21 protein-coding genes are annotated in these 25,130 nt (G+C 59.3%); 12 read left to right on the forward strand and 9 right to left on the reverse strand.

Going from position 1 to position 25,130, the window contains the following annotated elements:
* Nucleotides 1-2 precede the first annotated feature (2 nt).
* On the forward strand, nt 3-404 hold the full coding sequence (locus D9M09_RS10660; protein ID WP_071654368.1) for a hypothetical protein: 402 nt from the start codon (nt 3-5) through the stop codon (nt 402-404).
* 261 nt (nt 405-665) lie between these two features.
* On the opposite strand, the gene D9M09_RS29610 is transcribed toward D9M09_RS10660, so the two are convergent.
* Together D9M09_RS29610 and D9M09_RS10675 are read right to left on the reverse strand one after the other, a co-directional pair.
* Nucleotides 666-1,475 (reverse strand): transposase, encoded by an 810-nt coding sequence (locus D9M09_RS29610; RefSeq protein ID WP_121669230.1) that lies wholly within the window; start codon nt 1,473-1,475, stop codon nt 666-668.
* On the reverse strand, nt 1,472-2,401 hold the full coding sequence (locus tag D9M09_RS10675) for a transposase (RefSeq protein ID WP_240453606.1): 930 nt from the start codon (nt 2,399-2,401) through the stop codon (nt 1,472-1,474). Before D9M09_RS10675 ends, D9M09_RS29610 begins: the two co-directional genes overlap by 4 nt.
* Nucleotides 2,402-2,524: 123 nt before the next feature.
* Here D9M09_RS10675 and D9M09_RS10680 point away from each other — a divergent pair, with 123 nt between their 5' ends.
* The 4 genes from D9M09_RS10680 (at nt 2,525) to D9M09_RS10690 (ending at nt 6,185) form a co-directional block, all read left to right on the forward strand.
* Complete coding sequence (locus tag D9M09_RS10680; RefSeq protein ID WP_139142886.1) at nt 2,525-2,938, forward strand: hypothetical protein; 414 nt, start codon at nt 2,525-2,527, stop codon at nt 2,936-2,938.
* A gap of 986 nt (nt 2,939-3,924) precedes the next feature.
* Nucleotides 3,925-4,698, forward strand: coding sequence for a hypothetical protein (locus D9M09_RS28885; RefSeq protein WP_139142889.1), 774 nt, complete (start codon nt 3,925-3,927; stop codon nt 4,696-4,698).
* A gap of 176 nt (nt 4,699-4,874) precedes the next feature.
* Complete coding sequence (locus tag D9M09_RS28890; RefSeq protein ID WP_162995630.1) at nt 4,875-5,270, forward strand: hypothetical protein; 396 nt, start codon at nt 4,875-4,877, stop codon at nt 5,268-5,270.
* 381 nt (nt 5,271-5,651) lie between these two features.
* On the forward strand, nt 5,652-6,185 hold the full coding sequence (locus D9M09_RS10690) for an aspartyl/asparaginyl beta-hydroxylase domain-containing protein (RefSeq protein WP_071650208.1): 534 nt from the start codon (nt 5,652-5,654) through the stop codon (nt 6,183-6,185).
* Between the two features lie 150 nt (nt 6,186-6,335).
* Here the strand turns inward: D9M09_RS10690 and D9M09_RS10695 are convergent, their stop codons facing one another.
* Entirely contained in the window at nt 6,336-6,869 is a 534-nt protein-coding gene (locus tag D9M09_RS10695) for an ankyrin repeat domain-containing protein (RefSeq protein ID WP_121669232.1), read from the reverse strand.
* 39 nt (nt 6,870-6,908) lie between these two features.
* On the reverse strand, nt 6,909-8,108 hold the full coding sequence (locus D9M09_RS10700) for a YbfB/YjiJ family MFS transporter (protein ID WP_121669233.1): 1,200 nt from the start codon (nt 8,106-8,108) through the stop codon (nt 6,909-6,911).
* 306 nt (nt 8,109-8,414) lie between these two features.
* Here D9M09_RS10700 and D9M09_RS10705 point away from each other — a divergent pair, with 306 nt between their 5' ends.
* The 5 genes from D9M09_RS10705 to D9M09_RS28895 all read left to right on the forward strand — a co-directional run bounded on the left by D9M09_RS10705 (nt 8,415) and on the right by D9M09_RS28895 (nt 12,345).
* Nucleotides 8,415-9,089 (forward strand): CsgG/HfaB family protein, encoded by a 675-nt coding sequence (locus D9M09_RS10705; RefSeq protein WP_070288048.1) that lies wholly within the window; start codon nt 8,415-8,417, stop codon nt 9,087-9,089.
* Between the two features lie 17 nt (nt 9,090-9,106).
* Complete coding sequence (locus tag D9M09_RS10710) at nt 9,107-9,466, forward strand: DUF4810 domain-containing protein (protein ID WP_205602385.1); 360 nt, start codon at nt 9,107-9,109, stop codon at nt 9,464-9,466.
* Complete coding sequence (locus D9M09_RS10715) at nt 9,463-10,125, forward strand: DUF799 domain-containing protein (protein WP_070221498.1); 663 nt, start codon at nt 9,463-9,465, stop codon at nt 10,123-10,125. The genes D9M09_RS10710 and D9M09_RS10715 overlap by 4 nt, the downstream gene beginning before the upstream one ends.
* Before the next feature lie 250 nt (nt 10,126-10,375).
* Nucleotides 10,376-11,041, forward strand: coding sequence for a response regulator transcription factor (locus tag D9M09_RS10720; protein ID WP_070221497.1), 666 nt, complete (start codon nt 10,376-10,378; stop codon nt 11,039-11,041).
* On the forward strand, nt 11,035-12,345 hold the full coding sequence (locus D9M09_RS28895) for an ATP-binding protein (RefSeq protein WP_162995631.1): 1,311 nt from the start codon (nt 11,035-11,037) through the stop codon (nt 12,343-12,345). The genes D9M09_RS10720 and D9M09_RS28895 overlap by 7 nt, the downstream gene beginning before the upstream one ends.
* A gap of 69 nt (nt 12,346-12,414) precedes the next feature.
* Here the strand turns inward: D9M09_RS28895 and D9M09_RS10735 are convergent, their stop codons facing one another.
* The 3 genes from D9M09_RS10735 to D9M09_RS10745 all read right to left on the reverse strand — a co-directional run bounded on the left by D9M09_RS10735 (nt 12,415) and on the right by D9M09_RS10745 (nt 20,994).
* Nucleotides 12,415-18,963 (reverse strand): DUF3320 domain-containing protein, encoded by a 6,549-nt coding sequence (locus tag D9M09_RS10735; RefSeq protein ID WP_121669234.1) that lies wholly within the window; start codon nt 18,961-18,963, stop codon nt 12,415-12,417.
* A 285-nt stretch (nt 18,964-19,248) separates the two neighbouring features.
* Nucleotides 19,249-19,887, reverse strand: a complete 639-nt coding sequence (locus D9M09_RS10740; protein ID WP_070221495.1) for an NAD(P)H-dependent oxidoreductase — start codon at nt 19,885-19,887, stop codon at nt 19,249-19,251.
* 108 nt (nt 19,888-19,995) lie between these two features.
* Nucleotides 19,996-20,994 carry an aldo/keto reductase gene (locus tag D9M09_RS10745; protein ID WP_121669235.1) on the reverse strand — a complete coding sequence of 333 codons (999 nt, stop codon included), beginning with the start codon at nt 20,992-20,994 and terminating at the stop codon, nt 19,996-19,998.
* Nucleotides 20,995-21,108: 114 nt separating this feature from the next.
* Here D9M09_RS10745 and D9M09_RS10750 point away from each other — a divergent pair, with 114 nt between their 5' ends.
* Complete coding sequence (locus D9M09_RS10750) at nt 21,109-21,999, forward strand: LysR family transcriptional regulator (protein WP_121669236.1); 891 nt, start codon at nt 21,109-21,111, stop codon at nt 21,997-21,999.
* Here the strand turns inward: D9M09_RS10750 and D9M09_RS10755 are convergent.
* Nucleotides 21,996-23,081 carry an ATP-binding protein gene (locus tag D9M09_RS10755; protein ID WP_070313146.1) on the reverse strand — a complete coding sequence of 362 codons (1,086 nt, stop codon included), beginning with the start codon at nt 23,079-23,081 and terminating at the stop codon, nt 21,996-21,998. The two genes, D9M09_RS10750 and D9M09_RS10755, sit on opposite strands and share 4 nt — an antisense overlap.
* On the reverse strand, nt 23,081-23,830 hold the full coding sequence (locus D9M09_RS10760) for a response regulator (protein ID WP_121669237.1): 750 nt from the start codon (nt 23,828-23,830) through the stop codon (nt 23,081-23,083). Before D9M09_RS10760 ends, D9M09_RS10755 begins: the two co-directional genes overlap by 1 nt.
* 133 nt (nt 23,831-23,963) lie before the next feature.
* On the opposite strand from D9M09_RS10760, the gene D9M09_RS10765 reads away from it, so the two are divergent.
* Nucleotides 23,964-25,121 carry an efflux RND transporter periplasmic adaptor subunit gene (locus D9M09_RS10765; protein ID WP_121669238.1) on the forward strand — a complete coding sequence of 386 codons (1,158 nt, stop codon included), beginning with the start codon at nt 23,964-23,966 and terminating at the stop codon, nt 25,119-25,121.
* Nucleotides 25,122-25,130: the final 9 nt, after the last annotated feature.

Below are 25,130 nucleotides of genomic sequence, written 5' to 3' on the forward strand. Positions count from 1 at the left end.
TCATGCGTTTAGAAGTCGAGAAAAGACCTGTTGTTGAGCAAGTGAGCGTTGCGCAAGTACGTTCTGCCATAGCAGGACTGCGTAGTTATGGCCCCTCATCGTATGCGTCGTTAACCGACGACGAGGGGAATTATCTCCAAGTTGCCGGTGGTGGGATCACGTGCATGCTGGAGCGCCGCGATGTTGCCACAGGTCGCCACTATCGTGCTTATCACGACGTTGCAAGCAAGGTTTATCCGGACGGGACTATTCTTGCTTTCGGCGGAGGCGAAATAAAGTTGTTGGCAGATGAATGGTTTACCGCCCCCGTGGTTGCGGATGTTTTTGTTGCATTTGTTAACGGACATGAGCTACCGCCATCGGTTAAGTGGCGTGACGTAACGGCTACATTTACGGGTAGCTGATTGCAGAAAGAGGGGCGGGGTCGGATACTGTCTTGGGGGCGGAGGCAGGTCCGCCATTCGGGGAGCCAGGGTCAGGTCCGCCATTCGTACACGAGCTCAACCTTGGCCGTCTCGATCTGCAGCAAGTTGCGCTTTATTAAATGCCGATACGGCTCGACTGACTGTCTTGGTCGAGACGTGAAAAGCGGCGGCGATATGGGACATAGTAAAAGCGGTTGACAGATACAGGGCCAGGGTCAGGTCCGCCATTTGTACACGATCTCAGCTTTGGCCGTCTCTTTTTTTTGCAAGTTGCGCTTTATTAAATGCCGATACGGCTCGACTGACTGTCTTGGCCGAGACGTGAAAAACGGCGGCGATATGGGACATGGTAAAAGCGGTAGACAGATACGCGCGTGCCATTGCCTCGTCTCTGTCGGCATAGCGGGCCTGATATTGCGCGAGTGACAGTGTGACTGCGCGGCGTTGCTGCCTTGGCGCATCTTTGAATGCATTGGACCGCTGCGATTTCTGATGTGCCGAAACAAAGGCGTCATCGCCCAGTAGCATCTGGTGGCAAGTGTGGGCGAGCGGACTAGTTTCACCCATACCGGCCGCGACAAACCGAGAATAGTTGGCGGCCGCCTCGTCGCGCGTGGCGCCAAACTGGCTCAAGAGCCAGTCACGCGACAACCAGCATGGAGACGCTGCTTCGTCCAAAACGTAGTGATGGCTGCTCCAGTACCAGTCGCCGGGTGATGCCACCATGTGCGCCCGGACTGGATTCAAGACGATGTAGCGGGCCAATTCCAACAGATAATTTTCCTGCTGTACCAAGATGGCTTTGTAGCGGCCTTGCAATACGTGCCCGACAAGCTTGTGGCGCCGATTGAAATGCTGGGTATAAACGCCATTCAGCTGGCGCATGCCCTGCGACAGATTCGCCTCGACCGTTTCAACGAGCAGATGATAATGATTGCTCATCTGGCAGAAACTGTGCACGACAAAATGGTACCGCTCGCAGACCAGGGCTAGTACCTCTTGCCAGGCAAGGGAGCCAGGGTCAGGTCCGCCATTCGTACACGAGCTCAACCTTGGCCGTCTCGATCTGCGGCAGGTCGCGCTTTATTAAATGCCGATACGGCTCGACTGACTGTCTTGGCCGAGACGTGAAAAGCGGAGGCGATATGGGACATGGTAAAAGCGGTAGACAGATACGCGCGTGCCATTGCCTCGTCTCTGTCGGCATAGCGGGCCTGATATTGCGCGAGTGACAGTGTGACTGCGCGGCGTTGCTGCCTTGGCGCATCTTTGAATGCATTGGACCGCTGCGATTGCTGGTGTGCCGAAACAAAGGCGTCATCGCCCAGTAGCATCTGGTGGCAAGTGTGGGCGAGCGGACTAGTTTCACCCATACCGGCCGCGACAAACCGAGAATAGTTGGCGGCCGCCTCGTCGCGCGTGGCGCCAAACTGGCTCAAGAGCCAGTCACGCGACAACCAGCATGGAGACGCTGCTTCGTCCAAAACGTAGTGATGGCTGCTCCAGTACCAGTCGCCGGGTGATGCCACCATGTGCGCCCGGACTGGATTCAAGACGATGTAGCGGGCCAATTCCAACAGATAATTTTCCTGCTGTACCAAGATGGCTTTGTAGCGGCCTTGCAATACGTGCCCGACAAGCTTGTGGCGCCGATTGAAATGCTGGGTATAAACGCCATTCAGCTGGCGCATGCCCTGCGACAGATTCGCCTCGACCGTTTCAACGAGCAGATGATAATGATTGCTCATCTGGCAGAAACTGTACACGACAAAATGGTACCGCTCGCAGACCAGGGCTAGTACCTCTTGCCAGGCAAGGCGATCGGTATCGTCCCGGTAAATGGTGCCACTCCGGTCGCCGCGCGAAGTAACGTGGTAGAGGGCGCCGGGAAATTCAAGGCGTAGTGGTCGCGTCATGCGGTAGACGTTATCTGATTCGTACGCATTGCCACTGAGATCGCGCAGAGGTTTGGACATTGGCATGGCTGAGGTCGTGTTTGAATACCGGACCTGACCCCGTCCCCCAGACTCCATTTCCAATCAAGGTTCCACGAATGCAGTTTCAGATATCTCCCCCCGATTAACTGCTCGATTGGATGCTTGGCGCTCGTATCAGCAAAATGGTGGAAAAATGACACTGCAGGAATGGGTGCCGGCACTCAGCGACAGTATGGTGGGGTCTCAGGTGGCTATCAAAGTGGATATGCGAAATGGTCAAATAGTTTAGATGGTGTTCACGGAAATAGTTTATCGGCGTCTGGCCCACATGATGTTTATGTAATTCGGGATGCAAAATCGAGAGAGTTACTTTACTTCGGGGAAACAGGTCGTGACTACCTTACACGGTTTACAGAGCATCAGCGTGTTTTCGCGAAAAAAGATATAGCACTAGATGTCGATTTATTGCGTACGGCAGAGGGGAAGAAAAATGCAAAGGAGCTTGAGTTAAAATATATACAAACCTATACTAAAACTTTCGGAAAACGCCCTCCGTATAACCCAGTAAACCATTAGTCATATGAAAATTTCTCTCAGTTTTTGCAGCAAAAAACCCTCAATTTTTAAAAAAAATACGCCGAATTAGATCGGACTTTGAAGGTTTTTTTGATGATTTCTCATTGGTGGATTTAATCAATCCAATTCATGAGGCAATATTAATTGGTGTGACTGAGTCAAGAGGGGATGATTTTTTGAAATAATTAAAAATAGAGATGGATACTTTAAAACTCTTGCAGGTTTGGGCGGCTTTAATGATGATGAGGTATTGAGGAGAAAATTATTCCTCATAGTGTCTAGATCAATATCGGCGTGCCCATTTTCAAATCCTGACAGGGAAAAATTTTCTACTCTTTTGAAAAAATGGGAGGATGAAATAATGAAAAATTGAGTTTCTCCGATGATCTAAGTATTTAGATTTGTGTGATTATGGCCCCATCCGTAGCTGGCCCCCTCTTCAAGGCTCGGCATGTTTTGAGTACACTCTTTCCTTCCGCCTAATACGGGAATCGACCGAGTCGCAGGCCGAGCTGGTGCGTCGTTACAATGTTACGCGGCAAACCGTCGGTCCCGGGGTCAGGTCCGCCATTTGTACACGATCTCAGCTTTGGCCGTCTCTTTTTTTGGCAAGTTGCGCTTTATTAAATGCCGATACGGCTCGACTGACTGTCTTGCTCGAGACGTGAAAAGCGGCGGCGATATGGGACATGGTAAAAGCGCTCGATAGATAAGCGCGTGCCATCGCCTCGTCTCTGTCGCTATCGTGCGCCCGAAACTGCTCTAATGACAGCATGACAGCGCAGCGCTGCGACCTTGGCGTATCTCTGGGCGTCTCGGTGCGCTGCGATTGCTGATGTGCTGAAATGAAGGCCTCATCGCCTAGAAGAATCTGGCGGCAGATGCGAGCCGCCTTGGATGCGCAGATCAGAGCACAGGGCTTCACGCCGCTTCCACCAAAAGTGGTCGTTCCTACACGCACACCAAAACCATGATAAGAGAATTCGATGACTGAGAAAGCATTTGCAATAGGACTTTATAGTTACACGACTCCAGCTCCAGGTGCTGATGGCTTGAAGGCATTCCATGATTTAGTTACGTCAATTTTCCATCGTATCGGGATTGCACCAACATATTTTGCGGCCGAAGGTTTAGGTTATAAAGGCGAGTTAACAAAAATTGGTGGAAGAGTATACACAAAGGCGCTGAAATCTGGCTTTTCTGATATTCATGTTATGTCATTGGTTGCAAATCCAGAAGGCAGCGCAGAGCCTGGTTATGATAGTTTTGCTTCGGCCTCTTTAAGTTATGTTGAAGAGATTGATGAGACGTTGTTTTGTTTGGCAATTGAAGAGCGCTTCTTGGAGTTTGGCGGCGATATTTTTGAAAGAATTTTAATGTCGTGTATTGGTCTGAGGCACTGGGATTTTGGGTATGCTCTTTCTGAATTTATTGAAAAGAAACCCGAATTCCATGTCCTGGGTCTGGACGTTGGAAAGCTGACGGCTGAGGATCGAAAGCGTTTAAATAAATGGTATGCGTCACTACCTGAAGTACGCTTCCAAAAAATTCGAGATGTGTATCCAGTAAACGTCCTAAATGATACACAATTAAATGCACAGGTTTCAGCTTCTCAGACCTTGGAAGATATTATTCGTGCAGATTCATTCTCTTCTTTGCGGCGTGTTGGCGATCGTCAGCTTTGGTTGTGGGAAGTCCAGCTAGGTGGTTTAGATGATCTTCGAAATATGCTTGCAACCGGCAGCGTATTGATCACCTAAGTAAGTGCTGATCAATTCGCTTTCGTAGCGAGTTTTGGCGCGCCAAATGGTCGACTGGCGCGTCGCTCGAGCCCGCACGGCCGGTGTCACGCACGGACTAGCTCAACCTAACCCCATCCCCCTGGATATGATGACGTCATTAAAAACAACTAAGCGATAATAAAGTGAGGAAGATTATGATTGAAATATTGCATCCAATGGAATTTGAATTGCCTTGTCCGCTACCCATTGAAATGTCCATAATATTAAATTCTGTTATAGAAAAGTATTTTGTTCATGATATAACTGCTGGTGATTATGTTAGGGCTGCTGAAGGTTTTTTCCGTTCTGTGAAAAGACGAAAAAATAATAATTATGTTGAGTATGTATTGGGGAAAACGCAGGAAATTTATGATGTGCTAATAAAAATCCAAGATTATATTAAAATTTCCAGGATTGACTATTTGCTAAAATCTGGGTTGATGATTGGTGTGTATGTTATGAAAGATAAGGGGGAAGTGGTCGGTTGCATAAAGGGATACCGTGCGGATAAAATGACTGAGGAGGAATTTATTAATTCGAATTATGAGTAGTTAAGAAAAACTAATATTTTCTTTGGTTTGGCGGTTTGGTTGGCGTGTTAATAATTAATGAAATTTGTTTTTAAAAAATTAATTGATGCATGGAGAGCTGGCAGGAGCGGGGGCGGTGTTAGGTCCACCATTCGTACACGATCTCAGCCTTGCTTATGTCTATCTGTGACAAGTTGTGCTTATTAAATACCGATACGGCTCGATTACTGTCCTGCTTAAAATGGCAGAATAGCCACTGTCTATCCACCTCTCTATATGCTTCTCTCGTTCTGGCGTTGCTGGTAGCTCATTGCATGACTATACTTCAGGGGATATTTTTCACGTTTGGAAATAAAGAGCGATAGTGCATGATTTTTTCAAAACTTACAGGGTAGGCGAATTATGTTTATAGAAGCCATTGAATTCCCTTTTCTTGCTCGTTTACAAAATGAATGGTTGGTGATCAGGGATGAGCTTGTTGCGTTAAGGGCGGCTTGTTGGACGGAGTGGCCGGAGAGGGATATTTATGACGGCGACTGGAAAGTATTTGGCCTGTATGTTTTTGGTGAGAAGAATCTCGAATTTTGTAACCTGTGTCCGCGTACAACCGAAATTATCGAGGGAATTCCTGGCATGGTGACTGCGGGTTTTTCATCAATGGCTGCTAATACTCATATAACGCCACATCGTGGCTATACGAACGATGTATTGCGCTGCCACTTGGGGTTGGTTACTCCCGAAAATTGTGCTTTGCGCGTTTCGAACCAGATACGCACATGGACGCCTGGTTCCTGTTTTGTCTTTGATGACACTCAGGAACATGAGGCATGGAATCGGAGCAATGCTACGCGCATTGTGCTTTTGCTTGATTTTAAACGTGATGAAGGCATTGATATTATTTTCCCAGAGGAAGTGTTCGCATATGGCCTGAATTAATCAGCCAGAATGGCAAGTAGCCGCGACCGTTTCAACAAGCCGGAACGCCAGGGGCGAGTCGGCCAGTTGTGCACGATCTTAGCCTTGAGGCGTGTGGTATAGCTTGTAGCTTGAGGCCAGTCGCAAAACTGTTGGCGAGATTTGCATCGGCTAAGCCGTCTGTCCCAAGCCGACCAGCCGGCCCAGTGTCTCCTGCGCATTCATGCTCTTGGCCAGCTTGACGGCAGTCATGCCGCGGCTGTCCACGGCATCGATGCGGGCGCCGTGTTGCAGCAGCAGGTCGAGGATGGCGAGGCGGTTGAACATGGCGGCCATCATCAACGGTGTCTTGCCGTCCGGGCTGGCGCCTTCCACATGCGCGCCATGCTGGAGCAGCAGTTCGGCGATCTCCAGATAGCCCTTGTAGGCCACGCCGGCCAGCGGCGTCTGGCTCTGGTCGTTGGGGACGTTGGCGTCGGCGCCCGCTGTGAGCAGCAGGCGCGACGTTTCCAGGTGGCCATGGTAGCTGGCCAGCATGATCAGGCTGTCGCCTTTTTCGTTGCGAAAGTTGACCGGCACGCCCTGGGCAAGCATGGGGCCCAGTTGCTGCGTATCGCCTTCGCGCACGAGGGCGAACAGGCTCTGGATGAATGCCAGGGTTTCGGCATCCATCGTTGGCGGGAGTTTTCGAGCATCGGCGGTCATCGTGTGCTTTCTGTGAGGTTGGGCCAGGCTTGCAGTCTACTATGCGGCTGGCACCAGCGCCTTTTGCCGCGCAGCCAGCGCTGCACCGATGAAGAGGGCGATGGCCGAGGCGATCAAGCCCCGCTCCAGTCCGGCCGGGCCGTCGGCGATCCAGCCGACCACGATGGGGCCGGCGATCTGGCCCAGCGCGAACACGGTCGTGTAGGCGCTGATGCCGGCCGTCCACGATTGCTGCGGCAGGTTATGCCGCACCAGCGCCGTGGTCGACGCCACCACCGACAGGAACACGGCGCCGAAGACCAGGCCGGAGAGGAAGACGACGGGCACAAAGCTCGTCAGCGCGGGCAGGATGGTGACCACGCCCAGCACGCCATTTAATATCGCCAGCGATTCGCCGCCCCTGTAGCGGTCGAGCATGCGCGCCCAGATGCGCGACGAGGCCACCACCGCCAGGCCCAATACCGTATAGAACACGGTGATCAAGTTGGCACGCATGCCTTGCTGCTTGAGCAGGGCGATGACGAAAGTCATGTAGCCGATGTAGCCGACGCCAAACATGAAATAGCCAGCCAGGCTGGGAGAAAAGTCGCGCCAGGCGAAACGCCGCGGTGTGTCGACGGCGCGCGGCGTTTCGCCGATCGTTTTGGCCGGCAGGGCCATGAGGGCGGTGGCGGCCAGGCAGGCGAGTCCCAGGGCCAGCCACGGCCATTGCCAGGCATGCGCGGCGCCGTGGTCTTGCGCGGCGGCCAGTGCCGTCGGCACCAGCAGGGCCGACAGCGCGATGCCGAAGCCCGTGCCGCCGTAGTACAAACCGATGTAGAAGCCGGCGCGCTGGCTGTGCATGGAACCGAGCCGCGCCGCCAGCACGCCGCCGGCGATGAAAATGAAGGCGCTGGCCACGCCCGCACACACGCGCTGCAGGAACAGGGCGGCCGTATCGCTGACCAGGCCCGACATCAGCATGAAGACGCTGGCCAGCACGGAACCGGCGATCAGCAGGCGCCACACGCCCAGGCGGCGCATCAGGGCCGGCGTGGCCAGCGCGCCGAGAAAATAGCCGAGCGCATTGAAGGTGTTCATGGCCCCGGCCAGCAGGTAGGACCAGCCCAGATCGTCACGCATGGGCGGCAGCAGCAAGCCATAGGAAAAGCGCGACAGGCCCAGGGCGACTGCGGCACCCAGCGAGAGCGCCAGCGCCGTGGCCAGCGGATGGGACGGGGAATGATCGTGTGTCGGCATGGCCTCAATACCCGTTTATGTGAGAGCGTGGAGTGGGCGCCGGGCGGGGCAATCGGCGGGCAAGGTCTGTGCGGGACAGCGGCTGTGGCGCTGACGACACGCTTTTTTACTGCCAAGTTAATGAACAGGAGCCTGGAAGTCAAGCAGGGCCGCGCCTGTCATGGCAGTCAACAATGCAAATTCTGTCATCGTTACTTTTGGAGAGAATTGTGAGACATGCAATCTCATATAATTGCAATTAGGAAATTAACTTGCCAAAATTCAATTTTGCGGGTTGCTCCTGATCCTCCATATCTTAAGGGCACTATGAACAAGAATAAACCTGGCGCGTTGTTGATTGCAGCGCTGATTGGTGCGGCGTTGGCTGGCTGCGCTTCCGAATCGTCGCAAGCCCTGGCTGTTCCCACAGTCGCCAGTGCGGCCCGACCTTACGTCGGTCCACGCACGCTGATCGCTGTCGGCAAATTCGACAACCGCTCCAACTTTATGCGCGGCATCTTTTCCGATGGTGTCGATCGTCTGGGCAGCCAGTCGAAGACAATTCTGATTGCACACCTGCAAACATCCAACCGCTTCAACGTCCTCGACCGCGACAATATGGCCGAGCTCAAGCAGGAAGCTGACTTCAAGAAGCAGGGCCAGAACATCAAGGGCGCGGACTTTGTCGTCACGGGCGACGTGACCGAATTCGGCCGCAAGGAAGTGGGCGACAAGCAATTGTTCGGCATCATGGGCCGCGGCAAGACACAAGTGGCATATGCCAAGGTCACCTTGAACGTCGTCAATATCGCCACCTCGGAAGTCGTGTACTCGGCCGGCGGCGCCGGCGAATACAGCCTGTCGAACCGCGAAGTGCTGGGTTTTGGCGGCACCGCCAGCTATGACGCCACCCTCAACGGCAAAGTCCTGGATCTGGCCATGCGCGAAGCGGTCGAGCGCCTGGTGGCTGGCGTCGAAGCGGGCGCATTGCGCAAACAATAAGGTATTCCATGACAACAATGATGAACAAGGGCGCAGCCCTGCTGGCCATGCTCGCCTGTGCCGCCCTGACCGGTTGCGCCACGCAATCGAAGACCCTGTACCAATGGGAAGGCTACCAGCCGCAAGTGTACGAATACCTGAAGGGCGAAAGCCCGGAGCAGCAGATGGCCGCCATGGAAAAAGACCTGCAAGTGATCGCTGCCAAGGGCAATCATGCGCCGCCGGGCTTCCATGCCCACCTGGGCATGCTGTACTCGATCGCCGGCAAGCCGGAGCAGGTCGCCGCGCAGTTCGAAGACGAGAAAAAACTGTTCCCGGAATCGACGCCGTACATGGACTTCCTGTTGGGTAAATTGAAAAAAGGCGAGAAATTATGATGTCGCGCATGTTGAAAATGGCCCTGTGCCTGGGTCCCGCCATCTTCATGGTCGGTTGTGCCACCAAGCAGGCGGCATACGATTACACCGCCTTCAAGGCGGCCAAGCCCCGTTCCATCGTGGTCTTGCCGCCGTTGAACAACTCGCCGGAAGTCAATGCCGGCAACAGCGTCTATGCGCAAGTGACCTATCCGCTGGCCGAAGCGGGCTACTACGTGCTGCCGGTGGCCGTGGTCGGTGAAACCTTCAAGCAGAACGGCTTGACGAACGCGGCCGATATCCACGGCGTCGATGCCAAGAAGCTCAACGAGATCTTTGGCGCCGACGCGGGCCTGTACGTGACGATCTCCAAATACGGCACGACGTACGCCGTGATCGACAGCGTGACGGTGGTGGCGGTCGATGCCAAGCTGGTCGACCTGAAGACGGGCGCCTTGCTGTGGCAGGGCGCTGCCAGCGCATCGAGCAATGAAGGCAACAACAGCGGTGGCGGCGGCCTGATCGGCGCCCTGGTGACGGCGGCGGTCAAGCAGATCATCAACACCAGCACCGATGCCAGCCATCCTATCGCCGGCACGGCGAATGCGCGCCTGCTGTCGGCCGGCGTGCCGAACGGCTTGCTGTACGGCCCGCGTTCGGAACGCTACCTGGCGCAGTAAGCGTCCTGCCGCACCCGCACAGGCCCTGCATCCGCCAGGGCCTGTCGCAGGCCTGCCAGGCCGGTGTCGAAAGGCATGCCTGGCAGCGCCGAACTGTTCGTCCACGATCATCACATCCCGGCCTGCGCGATGTGCACCCGGACATGACGCAGCCCGCAGTCCGCGGAGCCTGTGAGACTTCGACTGGCGCAAGCCCACTTTCCCCAGCCACGTTAAGATAGCGGTATTTTCAAGACTGCGAGGGGACCAGGTGCGCGTGTTGCTGGTGGAAGACGATCCGATGATCGGGGAAAGCCTGGTCGAGGGCTTGCGCGGCGAGTGCTATGCCGTGGACTGGGTGCGCGACGGCCACGATGCGGAGCTGGCGCTGGCCGGCTTCGCCTACGATTTGATGCTGCTGGACCTGGGCTTGCCCGGCAAGCAGGGCATGGATGTGCTGCGCGCCATGCGCGCGCGGGGCGCCGAGTTGCCCGTGCTGATCATCACGGCGCGCGACGGCACGCCGGCCCGCGTGGAAGGACTCGACAGCGGCGCCGACGATTACCTGGTCAAACCATTCGACCTCGACGAGCTGCTGGCGCGCATCCGCGCATTGCTGCGGCGCCGGGTCAGCCGTTCGCGCTCCGTCATCGAGCATGGTGCGCTGATCCTCGACCTGGCCAGCCACGACGTCACGTTCGAGGGCGAGCAGATCAAGCTGCCGCCGCGCGAGTTTTCCGTGCTGCGCGCCTTGCTCGACCATCCGGGCAAGGTGGTGTCGAAGCGCCAGCTGAGCGAAAAGCTGTACGGCTGGGATTGCGAAGTGGAAAGCAATACCGTCGACGTGTACGTGTACCAGCTGCGCAAGAAGCTGGGCGCGGACGCCATCCAGACCGTGCGCGGCGTGGGCTACAAGATGCGGGTGGCGTCTTGCTGACCATCCGCCGCCAATTGCTGCTCGGCTTGCTGGCCGCCACCTTGCTGTGCGTGCTCGGTGCCGGCATTTCGCTGTTCCGCTCGCTGCTGGAAGAAACCAATGAACTGGCCGACTTGCAGCTGCGCCAGCTGGCCGTGGCCTTGCCCGACGAGTTCGAGCCGCAGGCGGGCCTGGCCGCCGCGCAGGAGCCGGAAGAGGCGTTCGTGCTGCAGGCGTGGGACGAGGAGGGCCAGCCATTGCCCGTCCTGCAGGGCCAGCCGGCATTGCCGCGCTATGCGCTGGCCGGCTTTGCCGATGTCACATTGCACGGCGAGGACTGGCGCCTGTACGGCGAGACGCGGCGCGGCCGCTACGTGCAGGTGGCGCAGGCGCAGGCCGTGCGCGACCAGCTGGCCTGGCAGATGACCATGCGCGCCGGCGCGCCCCTGCTGGTGTTCGCCCTGATCCTGGCGCTGCTGATCGTCGCCGTGGTGGGGCGCGCGCTGGCGCCGCTGCACCGGCTGGCCGAATCCGTGGCCGGCCGTTCGCCGGAAGCGCTCACGCCGCTGGCGGCCGACGACATGCCGCCCGAACTGCGGCCCGTGGCGCTGGCGCTGAACAGCTTGATGGGCCAGTTCGAGGCGGCGCTGACGGCGCAGCGCACCTTTGTTGCCGATGCCGCGCATGAATTGCGTTCGCCGCTGACGGCGCTGAAACTGCAGCTGCAGGTGGCCGAGCGGGCCGGCAGCGAGGAAGAACGCCGCGTGGCGCTGGCGCGGCTGCATGAAAGGCTGGACCGCAGCACGCACCTGGTGCGCCAGCTATTGAGCCTGGCGCGCCATGAAACGGCGCTCACGGCCAGTCAGCTGCACACGGTGGACCTGGGGCAGTTGCTGGAAGCGGCCGTGGCCGACCACAGCGCGCTGGCCGACAGCCGCGCGATCGACCTGGGCGTGGTGGAAACGCTGCCGGCCCCGGTGCTGGTACAGGCCGATCCCGACGGTTTGCAGGTCTTGCTGAATAACCTGATCGACAACGCCTTGCGCTACACGCAGCAGGGCGGCCGGGTCGATCTGCAGGCGGCGCTGGAAGAGGGCAGGCCCCTGCTGCGCGTCTCCGACAACGGCCCCGGCGTGCCAAGCCAGCACCATGCACGGCTGTTCGACCGCTTCTTCCGGCCCGACGGCAACGACGCCTGGGGCTGCGGCCTGGGCCTGTCCATCGTGCGCCACATCGCCGAGCACCACCAGGCGGACATTGTGCTGGCCGACGGCGAGGCGGGGCGGGGCTTGCAGGTGACGGTGCGCTTTCCGCAAGCGGCCTGAGTGGATAAGAAAAAATGGATGCCGATCAGCGTGACTTTACTGCTCAACACGCTAAAAGAAGAGCCGGCGCTAGCCCATGGCGTTGTCCAGCGCAGTCTCCAGCCTCTTGCGGCTGCTCGCCCGAACATGATGCATGCCAAGTCGCTTGGCCATCGCCATCACGGCATCGTCACCAGACCGACCTTCTTCCGCCACCAGTTGGGCAAGGGATATCAGTTCCGCCATACAAATTTCGTCTACGCTGCGCCCACCTTTGCCATCGTGGCTGAACAGGATAGGTAGCTCAGGCTCTCGATCACGTGCCCAGAAGAACATGCCGACGTCCTCCTCCGTGAATTTCAGGCACGACAGCGCTATTGAGGAGACGCGCTCCTGAATGCGCGCTCCGGTACGCTGCCAACCGTGCGCCCGCGCGATTCTGCGCGCCAGTACGGTGTCGCGTGACGGTCCATCGAGATCAACGATCTGCTCAATCATCTGTCGAAGCTGGCTGTCATAGGATGCATCAAAGAAAGTGTCGGCGTTCATGCTGCCCATTGTTGCCTGCTCGCTCATTTCAGATTGCGGACTTATCGTCGAGTGTATATCTTGACCGGCTTCAATACGTGAGGCGTATTGGACTTCAGGAACGGGTACTGTCTGTTCTTCCAATTCCACGGATGCGGCCGTTTCCGCTTGCGCCTGGGCCAGGATTTCTTTTGCTTCGGCCTCTGCCGCCTTGCGCTCTGCCACTTTGCTGCGCTGTTGCCGGCTGAGTTCAAGCAAGCGCTCCAACGCCGCGTGCGTCTTTTCCAGCGTACCTGCCCGGTCTATCCACCAGTCGGTAGACCAGATGCGCACGATTTCCCAGCCTAAACCGCGTAATACCTGCTCACGTAACATGTCACGGTCGCGTGCCGTTGCCGAGCGATGGTAGGTGGCACCGTCACATTCGACTCCGCACAGATAGATGCCAGGCGCATCGGGATGCACTACACCTAAATCCACCCTGAATGACGACGCGCCGATCTGCGTATGCACCAGCCAGCCGCGAGAGGCCAGGGCTGCAGCCACGGCTTCTTCAAACGGACTGTCGAAGCCACCGAGGCTACCTTTGGTCACTTCGGCCAGCGCCCGCGGACCACGTTCGGCAAACTCCAGAAAGTGCTTAAGGTCGCGCACCCCACTGGCCTGCGTGCGAGATAGGTCGAATTGCTCCGGCTTCAGACTGGAAAACACGCGCAATTCTTGACGTGCGCGCGTGATCGCCACATTCAGGCGGCGCTCGCCGCCATCACGGTTCATCGGGCCAAAGTTCATCGAAACCGTGCCTGCCAGGTCTGGACCGTAGGTAATCGAGAAGTAGATGATATCGCGCTCGTCACCCTGCACCGATTCCAAGTTCTTGATAAACAACGGTTCGAGTTCCGTCTCCGAAAAATATGGTTCCAGTAAAGGGTCCTTGCGGCGCTCCTCGTCAAGCAAGTCTTCGATCAGGTTCATCTGTTCGGTATTGAAGGTGACGACGCCGATCGTCAGTTTCGATTCCTTAAAGTTCGGCGCGCGCAGCTTTGCAACGATATCGGCTACCAGCTCCTTCGCTTCACGCTTGTTGATACGTGCGCCACCTTTCTCGTACACACCGTCGACGTGATGAAAGCTGACGGCGCGGTCGTCAGCGACCGGCGACGGGAATGTTACGAGGCCGCCGCCATAGTAACGGTGGTTGGAAAACGCGATCAGGGATTCGTGACGGCTGCGATAGTGCCAGGCCAGATTCATTGTTGGCAGGTTCGCACCCATGCATTCATCGAGAATGCTTTCCAGGTCGCCCTCGACATCCCCGTCATCCTCCGACGACTCGGCGCGATCAAAAAACGCGGTTGGCGGTAACTGCTTCGGATCCCCCACCATCACCACTTGCTTGCCACGCGCCATGGCGCCTATCGCATCCCATACCGGGATCTGCGATGCTTCGTCGAACACTACCAAGTCGAACGCACTCGCATCGGCTGCCAAATACTGTGCAATCGATAGTGGACTCATTAAAAGACATGGCGCCAGTTTTCCGAGCACCGAGGGAATCTTTTGTATCAATTCGCGCAATGGCATGTGCTGCTTCTTCTTGTTGATTTCACGACGCAGATCGCCCCATTCCGATTGACGCGTAACTTCGTCGGTGCGCGGCATGCCGGCGCATAGCGAGGCGCGTACCCATGCGCGCGTGACATCCGTAAATTGCCGGTCAAGAGCGCGGAAGTCCCCGATCCGCTTTTCATGTTCGACAGAAACGAAGTTGCGGATGACGGTTTCGTTGTCGACAGCCTGGTTGAGCCACCAGCGACTATAGTTGGTTTCAAAGGCGCGCAGTGCTTCTGCCGGCTGCACTGTACCTTTCTCCATTGCATCGACCAGCGACACTAGCGACAACGAAAGCGCTTCCGTGCGTACCTTGCGCCATGCACACCACGCCTTCAGGCGTGGTTCGACAGCAACGATATGCTGGCAGCAGGCGATCAGTTCGTTCAATGGCAGCTCGTTGAACTGCATGCTCACGCCTTCGCTGAACGTGCCGACGGTGGCAAGACTGGCGAGCGCGGGTTGCAAGGCATCAAGCGCGGCCCGATACTGCGTGCCGATGCTGGCTAGAAGACCGGATGGACTCAACAATGAGTTGCCATCAACCACCAATTGTTCGAATCCCTGACGCAGCACGCCAGCGTCTTCGACCGTCTCGGCCAAGTTGGCAATTGCCGTTGCAAGCACCGAATGAAAAGTTGCTACGCAGTCGATGTCGTCTGCGCGGGTCTGCAGGCCAGCCCAAGTGCCGCCGGTTGAGGCGCGCAGATAATCAAAGGCGCGCAGTTTATCTTCTAGGATGGCACGCTGTCGTACATGCTCGTAGTCAGCCGCCAGTTCCGGGCCACAGTCTGATGCCGCGACCTCGTCATGTTCGCCTTGCAGTGCGCCGGCATCCTGCACGGCGCGCAGGGCAAGCGCGAAGCGCATGGCCGCTGCCAGCAAATGCGGGTGTGTCGCCTGACCATTCCACAGTCCGGCTGTCTCTGCGGCCAGCGGCAGCATGTCGGCGATCTCGGCATTGAGCGTGCGCAGTTGCCTCAAGCGTTCCAACTCCAGTGCAAGCAACTTGCCGCAACGCTCGCTTTCGATCACGTCAAATCCCTGATCGTCCCAAGCTTCTTGCCGGCGTGCCTGTCCAAGTACATGCTGCAAGCGAAGCGCTGCCTGCACGAATTCAGGGCGCGTCTTTATGCCCGCCCAGATGCCTTCGCCCAGTGCACCCATTTCCACCTTCTCGATTGACGACCGTAATTCACGGATACGCACCAGTAAAGGCAGGTCGCGGGCAACATCGGCATCGCCGTCGCCGGTCACGCAATCGGTCAGTACTTTGGTGAGCTGGCGCTTGCGCATCCACGACAAGGGCCAAGCACTGCGTTCAGCCTCCATCCAACCACGTTGCAGCTGGTGCACGTTCAGTGCGTCCACCTGTTCACCATACTGCACGGACAGATTGCTTGCACTGGCAGCCAGATCGTCGAGTAGCTGCAATGCTTTTTCGAACTCGGCCAGAATGTCGTTAGACCAGGGATGGCCCAGTAGCGACATCACACGGTCACGCTCATCGAGTAGCGTCAGCGCTTTTTTGCATCGGGCGACGACCGACTCGGTCCATGCAGGACGGATGTGCGTAGTCAGATGACGATGCTGAAGCAGCAGTTGGTATCCTTCACGCAGATGAGACAGCAGCTCGCGCGCATCAGGGCGGAACACGAAGCCCCATTGATGGCCAAAGGCATCGGGCAGCGCCTGCGCCAAGTCGGCCATTGCCAGACGCGCCCGCCGGCCAGTCGGCAAGCCTGCGAGACCGGTTGCATTCTCAAAGCCGGTAATAGCCAATTGTAGTGCTTCAGCAGCCGGCACCACCGCCTTCGTCGCGCTGATGAACGACTGCTGCCAGGAAGGTGTCCACTCCGCTTGCCCGACTGCCATTAGCGGACCTTTAAGCAACTCCTGAGCGCCAACCGCCCCGGCATTGATCTCCAGACGGCTAGTCAATTCGCGCATCGCCTCAAGCTGGGTATGGTCGTGCGCATCGGCTGTGCTCCACGAAAGACCAAGTGTGGGTACATCTTCGCCATCGACCACGATGCCGATGGCCTTGTAAATCGTCAGTCCGTTACGATGTCGATGATGTAGCCGGGCGACATATTGGTTCAATTCGTCGCGCAGCCGCTTCAACTTAACCGCCTGCGCTTGCCATTCTTCAGGGTCAACCGCCCCCTGGGCCTCCCAAGCCCTTTGCAGCTGGGTGATCACATCGAGCTTGCGTGCCTTGCTTGAGTGCAGTTCGAGACAGAATTCGCCCAGGCCCACCTCGCGCAGGCGTCGGTACACGACATCGAGCGCGGCGATTTTCTCCGATACGAACAATACGCGTTTTCCTTCGGCCAGACACTGGGCGATCAGATTGGCAATGGTCTGGCTCTTGCCCGTACCAGGCGGCCCGATCAGGACAAAATTCTTGCCTTTGGCTCCAGCCATAACTGCCGAGAGTTGCGATGAATCGGCAGGAAGTGGACAGAATGTCTTGTCTGGAGAGAATTGCGCATCGAGTTCTTTCGCCAGCGGAAATGCTACCGTGGAGGGATAGGGCTCACGTGGACTGTCAATCAGGTGGCGCACGACCGGATTCTGGCGTAGCTGATCCGTGCGCTGTGTCAGGTCGACCCACATCAGGTATTTAGCGAACGAGAAAGAAGACAGCACCACTTCGTCCGATACTTCCCATCCCTTGATGTCGCGCACGGCATGTGAGACAGTACGCCAGATCAGCGCGACGTCAAGACCTGCGGCATCCTGCGGCAACTTGCCATCCATGACACCCAGGTTGAGATGGAAATCTTGCCGCAGCATCTCGATCAGCGTCGGATTGAAGCGTGGTTCGTCTTCATGCAGGCACAAGGTAAAACCGGAGCGCGCACTTTTGCGTTGCAACGATACTGGAATCAGGATCAGCGGCGCCTTGCACTTCTGTCCCGCTTTGTCTTCTCGCGTCCAGTTCAAAAAGCCCAGTGCCAAGAATAGCGTGTTGGCTCCGCCTTCCTGCAGCACCGTGCGGGCACTCCGGTACAGATCTACGAGCCGTGCCTCCAGCTCCAGCTCGCTCACGCTGACGAATACCTCGCGTCGTTTGAGTGCATCGAGGGCATGCTCGCGATGGACATCTTCGCGTGAGCGCTGTTCGTGTATCGCCAGGTTGCGTGGATCTTGCCCATCCATCAGGTCCGGTCTTGGCAACAGGCGTATCGGTGCCCCGTCGGACAGCACATCCTCCAGCATGCCAGGTTCCGGTGCATCGATCCTCAGCGATTTCTTGCCACTCTTGAAATTGAGGAGATTGTTACGTAGCGATAGGTCAAGCAGCTTGCGTTGCCATCGGGCCAGTCTGTCCTTCGGATCGAGCTCCGGCGCCTCGGTGGTCATCTCGTCATCCGGAAACTCAGGTGCGCTATTGTCAAACGTGCTTGCGGTCGCTTCCATCGCGCTATCGGCCGGCGGTACGATGACCTCGTTTGCACCACTGGCAAGCGGTTTGATCCGTTGCATGCGGGCACGCCGGATATCAATCACCAGCTCAAATTGTTCCTCGGCCTGTTCGGCGACCTGACTGGCGGCCAGATCGGTGGCATATGTAAAGGACGGTGCCGGTCGCGAAGTAATCAGCGTCGTTTCGAACAGAATCAGTTCTTGCAACCTGACGCGTTTGCGGATGGCCGTCACGTCATCGACAACTACTGTGGAAAATTCTTCCTGACGTAGCCATACGCCAGAGAACGCGTGCCCCTTCGTGAATATAACAAGCGGATTCAAGCCTGCCTGTTCCAGTGCAGAGCAAAACATCAGAGTCAGGTCGAGACAGGTGGCAATGCGGGCGTCCATCACCTGTGCTGTACTACGTACCTTCTGGCCACGGTGCTCGAAACTGGCTGGCGGCAATGCATAGTCCAGTCCCAGCGCTGCCACGGCGGTCCACAGTGCCGAAGCCAATTCCCACGCTCGTTTTGCGCCGCCGCGATAGCCGTCCAGCGCCGGGCTTTTGCCCGCCTGCCGCAATATCTCGGCGGCCTGCTTGAGCAAGCGGTCGATTGCCGGCTCATTTGGCTGCACGAACGCTGCAACGAGGTCAGGCAGGTGGGACAGCCCCCCCCATTGGTTGCGAGGCAACAGCTCGACCTTGCGCTCTTCTGTCGCCAGCACACGCTCCGTGATCGAGCCTGCTTTGCCAAGCAGTGTCAGAGTAATTGTTGAGGTCTCGGCCTCGGTCAGTTTGCCTAGTATGATACCGTCCAGCTGCACATCGCAATCCCTGATGTCGTAGTTGGATTTTGCCTGACAGGCATCGATTACCCAGGTTTTCGCTTTTAAAAATGGAGGAAACGATTCCAGGCGCAATCGCAAGTCAGTAATCTCGCCATTGCTGTCATTGACGATGGCCAGTTCACGCAGCAGAGGAATGGAGTTCTGGAAGTCTGCCAGGTTCAGCTTGCTGGCATTCGAGATTCGAATTGCGTATTCAGGTGTTGCAGGTGTTGCGTTGACGGGCTGCTCCGCCATGTTTTCTACTTGGTCCACGTACTTCCCCGTTAATGACTGCGATGAATTTTGTATCTATTTTGAAAACTAATTTGCTGTATAGACATTCATCGAACGACATTAACACATTGGAAAGAGGCAATTACTCACCAAATCTCACTTCATTGATATTCGGTGCCGTTAGTGTGTTCTTACAGCGATGCGTCCACGCTACTTGGCCAGTTAATATCATGAGGTAAGGGTGAGCCGCCATGAAAAAAGCGGATGCCGGCGAGGGCATCCGCTTTTCAGTCACGCGCGAGGCGCTTAGGCCAGCTCGGTGATGAATTGCTCGCGCGCGGGGCGCACTTTTTTCAGGTCCACCAGCCAGTCGCCCTCGTCGGCACGGTAGCCCAGCGGCAGCATGACGACGGAGCGCAAGCCTTTTTCACGCAGCTTCAGGATCTCGTCGACCTTGGCCGGATCAAAACCTTCCATCGGCGTCGAATCGACTTTTTCCTGCGCCGCGGCGATCAGGGCCGTGCCCACGCCGATATACGCCTGGCGCGCCGCGTGCTGGTAGTTGGTCTCGGCATCGCGCTGCGGATACGTGGCCAGGATCTGCTGGCGGTACGCTTCCCAGCCTTCATTCTTGAAGCCGCGTACGGTGTTGACCAAGTCAAAGCGGGCGTTGATGCGTTCGACCGTGTAATTGTCCCAGGCGGCAAACACCAGCAGGTGCGAGGCGTCCGTCACTTGCGACTGGTTCCACGCGTGCGGCTTGATCTGCTCGCGCAGGGCCGGATTCGTCACGACGAACACTTCGTAAGGATGCAGTCCGCTGGAGCTGGCCGTCAGGCGCACGGCTTCCAGGATGCGCTCGACCTTGTCTTGCGGCACCGTTTTCGTCGGGTCCATTTTCTTGGTGGCGTAGCGCCATTGCAGTGTTTCGAGCAAATCGGACATGTGAATCCCTTTCAGAGTGAATAGTTCAGATTGGAAATGATAGCGGATTCAGCCATTTCAAGTGCGGCCCCTCAAAGAGAGTTGTATAGATGAGCTGTCTCTTGCCCTTTACAGCCCCACCATGGCCAGCTCCACTGCCGGGTAGCGCTCGCCTTGCACGCTGGCGGGCGCGATGGCGGCGCCGATGGCGGCCAGCTCGGCGCCGCTCAGAGTGAGTTGCGCGGCGGCCACGTTCTCTTCCAGGTGGGCCAGGCTGCGGGCGCCGGGAATCGGCACGATGTCGTCGCCTTGCGCCAGCAGCCAGGCCAGGGCCAGCTGGGCCGCCGTGGCGCCGCACGCCGCCGCCAGGCGCTGCAATTCGGCAACGAGATGTCCGTTGGCCGCCATCGCCGGCGGCTGGAAGCGGGGCAGGCTGTGGCGGTAATCGTCCGGTGCCAGCGCGGCGCTGGATGCGAGCCGTCCCGTCAGGAAGCCCCGGCCCAGCGGGCTGTAGGGCACGAAACCGATGCCGAGCGCGCGGCAGGCGGGCAGCACGTCCGCTTCCACGTCGCGGCTCCACAGCGAGTATTCGGACTGCACGGCCGCAATCGGATGCACGGCGTGGGCGCGGCGCAGGGTGGCGGCCGACACTTCCGACAGCCCCAGGTGGCGCACCTTGCCCACCCGTACCAGCTCGGCCATGGCGCCGACGACGTCTTCGATGGGCACGGCCGGGTCCACGCGGTGCTGGTACAGCAAGTCGATGCACTCGATGCCGAGCCGGGACAGCGATCCTTCCACCGCCTGGCGAATATGTTCGGGGCGGCTGTCGACACCCGCCATGCGCTCCACGCCTTTTCCTTCAGGCAATATCTTGAAGCCGAACTTGGTAGCGATGCTGACTTTGCCGCGCAGCTGTTTCAGGGCGCGGCCTACCAAGTCCTCGTTGGCGTAGGGGCCGTACACTTCGGCCGTATCGATCAGGGTCACGCCCAGCTCCACGGCGCGGTGCAGCACGCGCAGCGAGGCGGCCTCGTCGGCGCCGCCGTAGGCAAAGCTCATGCCCATGCAGCCCAGGCCGATGGGGGCGACGCGCAAGCCGGAGTTGCCCAGTGTTCTGTGTTCCATTGTCATTTCCTTTCAAAAAAAGATGCAAGAAGTATGGATGACGGAACAGCATGCGATAAGATGGCTAATCCTGCATGCATTACTGAAGTTTTTTCATGAATTTTTTCCTCGACAATGGCTGACCTCAACGAATTGACGGCCTTTGCCGCCGTCGCCCGCCTGCGCAGCTTCCGCAAGGCGGCATTGGAGCGGGGCGTGTCCGCCTCCGCCCTCAGCCATGCATTGCGCGCGCTGGAAGAGCGCCTGGGCGTGCGCCTGCTGAACCGTACCACGCGCAGCGTCACGCCGACCGAGGCGGGGCAGCAGCTGCTGGCGCGGCTGGCGCCGGCCATGCGCGAAATCGACGATGCCTTGCAAGACTTGAGCGCCCTGCAGGATGTGCCCGCAGGCACGCTGCGCCTGAACGTGCCCCGTCCCGCCGCCCGGCTGCTGCTCGCGCCCATGCTGGCCGGTTTTGTCGCGCGCTATCCGCGCGTGCAGGTCGAAGTGGTCACCGATGACGGCATGATCGATATCGTGCGCGACGGTTTTGACGCGGGCATCCGCTTCGGCGAACAGGTGGCGGCCGACATGATCGCCGTGCCCGTGGGCGCGCCGCAGCCGTTCGTGGTGGTGGCGTCGCCCGCCTACCTGGCGGCGCATGGCGCACCAGGCACGCCACGCGACTTGCTGGCGCACGCCTGCATAGGCCGGCGCTTTCCCAGCGGGCGCCAGTATGCGTGGGAGTTCGGGCAGGATGGGGAAGCCGTCAGCATCGCCGTCGGCGGCCCGCTGGTGTTCGACGATGATGAACTGATGCTGCGCGCGGCCCGCGATGGGGCGGGACTGGCCTATGTGTACGAAGCCGACGCGCACGCCGATATCGCGGCGGGCCGGCTGGCGCGCGTGCTGGAGCGCTGCCTGCCGCCGCCCTCCCGTTACTTCCTGTACTACCCGAGCCGGCGGCAGATGCCTGCCGTGCTGCGCGCCTTTGTCGACATGGTCCGCGCCGACGGTCTTGCCTAGGCGGCGGCCGGCGGCGCGCCGTGCTCGACCGGCCACTTGACGGTAAACACGCTGCCGCCCGCCTTGCCGCGCGTGCAGGCCGCGCTGCCGCCATGCGCGCGCGCGATGGCTTCGACCACGGCCAGGCCCAGGCCGCTGCCCGCGTTCAGGTCGCCGCCGTCGCTGTCGCCGCGGCGAAACGCCTCGAACACGTGCGGCGCCAGTTCCTCTGCAATGCCGGGGCCCGCATCCTCGACGCTCAGGTAATACTGGCCGGCCTGCACGCGGGTGCGCACGCGCAGCAGGCCCGGCTGCGCATAGCGGCGCGCGTTGTCGAGCAGGGCCAGCACGATTTGCCGGATGCGCGCCGCGTCGCAGCAAACGGGATGGTCGGACAGGTGCAGTTGCAGCGTAAAGCCGGCCGCTTCCATCTCCTGCGCCAGCAGGCGGCCCACTTCCTCGATTTCCAGGGTCAGGTCCGTCCACGCCATGCGCAGCTGCATGTGGCCGCTGTCGGCCAGGCTCAGGGTGCGCAAGTCCTCGATCAGGCGGCCCAGGTCCTCGACTTGCGCCAGCAGGCTGGAAAACGGCACTTCCTCGGGCTTGAAGACGCCATCGACGACGCCCTGCAAGGTGCCGCGCAGGATGGTCACGGGCGTGCGCAGTTCGTGCGCGATGGCGGCATTCCACGTTTCGCTTTCCTTGGCGCCCCGCTGCAGGCGCTCGGCCATGCTGTTGAAGTCATCGACCAGCATGGCCGTTTCGCCCAGGCTGCGGTCGCCCGCGAAGGCGCGCGCGGACAGGTCGCCGTGGGCCACGCGGCGCACGCTGTCCATCACGGAATTGATCGGTTTCAGGATGCGCGCGGCCAGCTTGAAGGCGAAAAAGGCGGCCAGCCCCAGGCCGAAAATGGTGATGGCAAAGATCCACAGCCATTCGACGGTGCTGGGCGACCAGTCGTCGGGCTCGGACAGCATGCCGGGATCGATCTTGAAGGCGACGGCGAAGAAGATCCACGAGCCGATCCAGATGATCAGGATGCTGCACACCATCAGCACGGACATCGACAGCACGATCTGCCGGTTCAGGCCTGTAAAGCGCATCAGGCGTCGCTTTCCAGCCGGTAGCCCACGCCGCGCAGGCTGGCCGGCATGTTCATCACGCCCGCTTCCTCGAGCTTCTTGCGCAGCTTGCTGACGTGGCTGTCCACCGTGCGTTCCATCGAATTGCTTTCGGGCATGCACGACTCCAGCAATTCCAGGCGGCTGCAGACGCGGCGCGGCGTGCGCGCCAGGTGCGCCAGCAGGCGAAATTCCGTCAACGTCAGGCTCAAGGGCACGGGCGCGCCGTCGCGCAGCACGCTGGCCACGTACGTTTCCTGGTCGATCTCGATGGGGCCGCAGCGCAGGCGCTGGCCGCCGACCGGGTGGTGGCGCACGCGCGAACGGCGCAGCACGGCCGCCACGCGGGCCACCACTTCGGCCGGATTGAAGGGCTTGATGATGTAGTCGTCGGCGCCCACGCGCAGGGCGGCCAGCTTGTCGGCATCCTGGTCGCGGGCCGTGAGCATGATGACGGGCGTCTCGCCGCGCCGCCGCACTTCGGCCAGCACGGCCCAGCCGTCGACGCGGGGCATTTGCACGTCGAGCAGCAGCAGGTCCGGCGCCAGCGCCAGGTGCTGCTGCAGCGCTTCCTGTCCATCGAGGGCGAAGGCCGTGCGGTAGCCGTCGCGCTCCAGATAACCGGCGAGGATGCGGGCGATTTGCGGTTCATCTTCGGCGATCAGGATGAGGGCGGAAGGGGGCGTGGTGGCAAGAAAAGAGGGCTGGCTGGCGCTGTGATGATAGTTCATGCAAATAGTCTAGCATTCTTCTTTCTCTCCATCGAATCTCCACATTTCTTTGACGAAATATCCACCTTGGCCTTTTATGCTGCGCTTATCTGTCGACCGGACCGCCGGTTGGGATCTGCCATAGAGAAAGACCATGCATCCGAGCCACTTCACCAAGAAAAACATGTTGATCGCCGCGGCACTGCTCAGCCTTGCCGCCTGTTCCAAACCCGCGCAGGAAGAAGCGGCCGCGCCGCCCGCCGCCGTGACCGTGCTCAAGCTGCAGGCGGCGCCCGTCGTCCTCAGCGATGAATTGCCGGGCCGGGTGGCCGCCTTCCGCACGGCCGATATCCGCCCGCAGGTGGGCGGCATCGTGCTGCGCCGCCAGTTCGAGCAGGGCGCCGACGTGACGGCGGGACAGAAGCTGTTCCAGCTGAACCCCGCGCCATTCCAGGCGGACGTCGATTCGGCCGCCGCAGCCCTGCAGCACGCGGTGGCCACGGCGAACCGCGCCAGCAGCCAGGCAGACAGGTTAAAACCGCTGGTGGAAGCGGACGCCATCAGCCGCCAGGCGTATGACGACGCCGTGGCCCAGCGCGAGCAAGCTGTGGCTACCGTGGCGCAGGCGCGCGCGACCCTGGCGCGCCGGCGCCTGGACCTGGCCTTTGCCAGCATCGAGGCGCCGATTGCCGGGCGCATCGGCTCCGAACTGGTGACCGAAGGCGCGCTCGTAGGCGTGGCCGATGCTGCGCCGATGGCGCGCATCCAGCAGATCGACAAAGTGTATGTCGACGTGCGCCAGCCGGCCGCCGCGCTGGCCGCGCTGCAAGCCTCGGGTACGGGTGGCGCGGACAAGCTGCCCGTGACCATTCTGGGCGCCGACGGCCAGCCGCATCCCGTCACGGGCCGCATCCTGTTCTCGGGCATCAGCGTCGATGCGGGCACGGGCGACGCCGTCATCCGCGTGCTGGTCGACAATCCGCAGCGCCAGCTCTTGCCCGGCATGTTCGTGCGCGCCCGCATCGCCCGCGCCGTGCAGGCCAACGGCGTGCTGCTGCCGCAGCAAGCCGTCTTGCGCAGCAGCGGCGGCCAGGCGCAGGCCTGGGTGCTGGACGGCACGAACAAAGCCAGCCTGAAACCGATCGCCGTGGGCGACGTGGTCGAGCACCAGTATGTGGTCAGCGGCGGCCTGAAGGCGGGCGACACCGTCGTCATCGAAGGCCAGGAACGCCTGCAGCCGGGCGCCATCGCCGCGCCGCAGCCATGGAAGCCGGCCGTCGTGGCAGCCGCAGCTGCCGCCAAAGCGCATTGATGCGCCATT

Origin of the sequence: Janthinobacterium agaricidamnosum (assembly GCF_003667705.1) — a bacterium.
Taxonomy (GTDB): domain Bacteria; phylum Pseudomonadota; class Gammaproteobacteria; order Burkholderiales; family Burkholderiaceae_D; genus Janthinobacterium.